The sequence below is a fragment of the bacterium genome (assembly GCA_024224155.1).
GTDB lineage: Bacteria > Acidobacteriota > Thermoanaerobaculia > Multivoradales > JAHEKO01 > CALZIK01.
The window spans coordinates 1-4,036 of the sequence record JAAENP010000553.1; the positions used below are offsets into that span (position 1 = coordinate 1).

Annotated in this window: 4 protein-coding genes; 1 reads left to right on the top strand and 3 read right to left on the bottom strand. The window is 64.7% G+C overall.

Features of this window, described 5'->3' with window-relative positions:
- Together GY769_25450 and GY769_25455 are read right to left on the bottom strand one after the other, a co-directional pair.
- A partial coding sequence (locus GY769_25450) for an excinuclease ABC subunit UvrA (protein ID MCP4205271.1) occupies positions 1–1,128 on the bottom strand: 1,128 nt, incomplete at its 3' end.
- A 235-nt stretch (positions 1,129–1,363) separates the two neighbouring features.
- A complete protein-coding gene (locus tag GY769_25455) occupies positions 1,364–2,659 on the bottom strand; it encodes a hypothetical protein (protein ID MCP4205272.1) in 1,296 nt (431 codons plus the stop codon).
- A gap of 471 nt (positions 2,660–3,130) precedes the next feature.
- On the opposite strand from GY769_25455, the gene GY769_25460 reads away from it, so the two are divergent.
- Complete coding sequence (locus GY769_25460; GenBank protein MCP4205273.1) at positions 3,131–3,484, top strand: YbjN domain-containing protein; 354 nt, start codon at positions 3,131–3,133, stop codon at positions 3,482–3,484.
- 100 nt (positions 3,485–3,584) lie between these two features.
- On the opposite strand, the gene GY769_25465 is transcribed toward GY769_25460, so the two are convergent.
- The coding region (locus GY769_25465; GenBank protein MCP4205274.1) for a DUF1579 domain-containing protein at positions 3,585–4,036 on the bottom strand (452 nt) is incomplete at its 5' end.

Here is a 4,036-nt window from a genome sequence, read left to right on the forward strand (position 1 = left end):
GACGCCTTCGAATACCCCTTTCCACTGGTAGGAAGAGCGCTTGCTCTTCATGCTGAACGAGATCTCGCGCTTGCCCGAGCCGTGGAGCAGGATCTTGCGCACCCGCTTGGTGAGCTTCTTCCACGGCGTATCGAGCGAGAAGCCGAGATCGTCGGCGAGGTTCTGGACCATGCGCATCTGAAACGAGCTCGAGCCCGGACGCCACGGGCCGACCGCGCCGCCGGCGAGCGACTTCTCGGGGTCGGCGACGATCTTGTCGGTGTCGACGCCCATCAGGGTGCCGAGACCCGAGCATTCCTGGCAAGCGCCGTAGGGACTGTTGAACGAGAACAGGCGCGGGGTGATCTCGGTCAGGCTGGTGCCGCAGTCGATGCAGGCATAGCTCTGCGACAGCGTTTCCTCGCGCCCTCCGAGGGGCGCCAGCACCGCCAGGCCACCTGAGACCTTGAGCGCGGTCTCGATCGACGCCGAGAGCCGCTTCTCGATTCCCGGCTTGACCACCAGCCGGTCGACGACGATGTCGATGTCGTGCTTCTTCTGCTTGTCGAGATCCGGCGGCGCGGCGGAGAGATCGATCGTCTCACCGTCGATCCGAGCACGGACGAAGCCCTCGCGCGACATTTGCCGCAGTTGCTTCTTGTACTCGCCCTTTTTGCCGCGCACATAGGGCGCGTACAGCACCAGGCGGCTGTTCTTCTTCAGCCCCATCACCCGGTCGACCATCTGCTGCACCGTCTGCGGCCGGATCGTCTGGCCGCAATTCGGGCAGTGGGGCACGCCGATCGACGAGTACAGGAGCCGCAGGTAGTCGTGGATCTCGGTCACCGTGCCGACCGTCGACCGCGGATTGCGCGATACCGATTTCTGCTCGATCGAGATCGCCGGCGACAAGCCGTCGATCGAGTCGACGTCCGGCTTCTCCATCTGCTGGAGGAATTGCCGCGCGTAGGCCGACAGCGACTCGACGTAGCGCCGCTGGCCCTCGGCGAAGAGGGTGTCGAACGCCAGCGACGACTTGCCCGAGCCCGAGACCCCGGTGACCACCACCAGGCGGTTACGGGGAATCTCGACCGTCAGGTTCTTGAGGTTGTGCTCGCGCGCGCCGCGCAGGATGATCGATTCCACGATGTTTCATTGCGCGCGAATGACGCGCGACGACGCAGAACAATAGCAGAAGGGCGCCGCGTTGGGGCGCCCTTGATGCCTCCGTCGGGAGCGGGTCACAGAGGCTTAGCCAGGAGATCGTCAGAGTCTTCGAGGACGATCTCCTGAAGGAGGGGCTGGGCCGGAGGCCGTGCCAAGTGCGGTTTCGTATCATCGAAGATGATCCGAGAGCCGCGCTGCAAGCACGGGCTCTGGGGCGTTACCAGCGGCGGCCGAAGGTGATCCCGAACAGGGTGATGCCGGAATCGTAGTCGGCAACGATGACGCCTTCTTCGCCGCGCACCGAGGTGATGTCGTCGAATAGGAAGGTCTGGGCGTAGCCGTCGATGGCCCACTTGTTGCCGAGGTAGCCGTAGCCGATCGAGGGCGCGGTGCGGTCGGCGTCGGGAATCGACGGCCGCAGGGTGGTCTCGGGGACCACGCCTTCTTCGATGTTGACGCCGAAGCGCAGCTCGCCCTTGGCGCCGAGCTTGCGCGAGGCGCCGATCCGGATGGCGAGGGAGTCGTCCCAGTTCTCGGCCAGGGCGATGTCTTCGACGAAGCCCGGCACGTTGTTCTGAATGTCGACCACCAGGGTGTCGAACACCGACCAACCGGTCTCGACGGCGTCGACCTCGAAGCCCCAGGTGTTCCCCGTCCAGGCAACGCCGACGGCGATCGTTTCCGGCAGCTTCAGATCCGCCGTGCCCGGGCTGTCCTGGAAGAACGGCGATAGCGGACCGAAGTTCGAGAACGCGATATTGCCGTCGATGCCGACGGTGATGTCGGAGCGGTAGCTGAGGCCGAAGGAGAGGCTGTCGCTCTTATAGTGGGTGGCCACGTTCCAACCGAACTCGTCGCCGTCGCCGGTCAAGTCGGTGAAGCCGACGACCTCGAAGCCGTTCAAGGGATTGCCGTCGAGGTCGACCGGCACCTCGCGGGAGAAGCTCTTCAGGTCGGCGAAGAGATAGTCGATGCCGACCGCGACGCTCCAGGTCTCGGTCAGGCGGAACGCGACGTTGGGGTTGAGCACGAACGTCGCCAGCTCCGACTTGGCGGCCGAGAAGGTCACCGGCCGGTCGGCCCATTCGGTCACCAGGCCGAAGGGGTTGTTGAGGCCGATGCCGAAGGCGACGTTGTCGTTGAACTTGTGGCGGTAGTAGAAGTGCGAAGGCGTCGCCAGGTTCGACTCCTGCTCGAAAGTCGTCGGCTGGAACAGACCGAACGCCGGGTCGCTCGAGGTCAGCTCGGAGTCGCCGGTATTGATGATGTTGGTGCCGAACTGAAACTCGCTGCCTTCGAGCCAGACGAGAGCCGCCGGGTTGTACCAGTTGGCGGCGGCGTCGTCGGCGCGGGCGACCCAGGCACCGGCCAGGCCGGAAGCCTTGGCGCTCTGCTCGTAGATGCCGAAACCCGCCGCCAGCAGGGTGCCGGGCAACAGGGCCAGGACCAAAGCGGCTGCCAGGGTGCTTCGGAGGACGCTGCGTCCGAGGACGCTTCTGAGTGAGCTCGTCATGGATGCTCCTTTCGCCCCGCGGTCGGGGAAGATATCGAGAGATGAGGCTGGAATCAGGAGTGAGGATGCCGTAGTCGATCGGCGTTCGGCCGCTCGCGGAGAGATATCGCCAAGGCGGCGCTATTCGGCAAGATATGGCATGCCCCGGGGGCTGTCAACGACCCTGAACGGTGGCTTTCAGCACTCCTTTGGGGTAGGTGCTCGAGCCGGGAGTCCGTCCGAGTCATCGGGCGCGACTCCCGGCACGGAGGGCTGGGCCAAGAAGCCTGTGGGGTTTGCGCTCCGAGTGCGATAGAGTGATTCCACAACGTACCGGGGACCAAGCACCAGCCGGAACGGGGGAAGCATGCACTTCGACAACGAGCGCCAGACCAAGATCCACCAGGACGTCAAGGTTTCCTGATCGAGCTGTTCGACGAAGACGTCTTCAGCGAAGACGACGGCCACTTCTACGTCAGCTACGGCAGCACCGTGATCGAGATCTCGGTCGATCCCTACGGACCCGAGGAAATCACCGTCACGGTGATGGCCTACTGCGTCCAGGGGGTCGAGGTCGACGAGAATCTGCTCCTGGGGTTGCTCGAGCTCAACCACACGCTGCCGTTCGGCGCCTTCTCGCTGGTCGGCACCGACATCTTCTTCTCCTACTCGATCTTCGGCCGCACCCTGGAGCGCCGGAACCTGCTCAACGCCATCGCCGCGGTCGCCAACATCTCCGACGACTACGACGATCGCATCGTCGCCAAGTACGGCGGCGAGACCGCGCTCGATCGCATCCGCACGACCGGCGGCCGAAAACGGCGCGAAGAAGCACTGGTTCGCTGACTTGAGGGGCGCCCCAATGTGGCGCCTTTCGCCGACGCGAATGTTGGGGCGCCGCAATGTGGGCGCCCGCGGGTGGGCACATTGGCCCACCCCTACACCGTCAGTCGGTCTTCCGCGTATAGGTCGCCTTGCGGTTGACGAACCAGTTCTCGCCGCCGTCAACCGATTGCTCGGCCTCGGCCTTGAAGCCCTCCGGCGTGATGTCGAAGAACGACAGGCGCTGGTGGAAAGTGCGGCCGAAGCCCTGCCATGAGGTGTCGGTGTCGGCGTTGGAGACCGTCAGCCGGCCGTCTTGATAAGCGCCTTCCTGGACGTCGAGGTGGGAGGTGTAGCTGTTCATCTGGGTCAGGCGGTAGCGCTCCTTGAAGCGGTCGTAGGTAAAGGTGCGCAGACCTTCGATGCCCTGGGGCGAGACGTAGGTCTCCTCGAGCATGGCACCGCCCATCCGGGCCTCGATGGTCGAGGTGATCTGGCTCTCCTGCCACGGCGCCTGGGGACTCTGCCGCCGTTCCAGCTTGACGTCCCATTCCCCGGCCATCGCCTGGAAGGTGC

What these genes read in the sequence shown, in the direction of transcription:
- GY769_25455 (MCP4205272.1), bottom strand. Translation starts at nt 2,659, where the DNA reads ATGACGAGCTCACTCAGAAGCGTCCTCGGACGCAGCGTCCTCCGAAGC.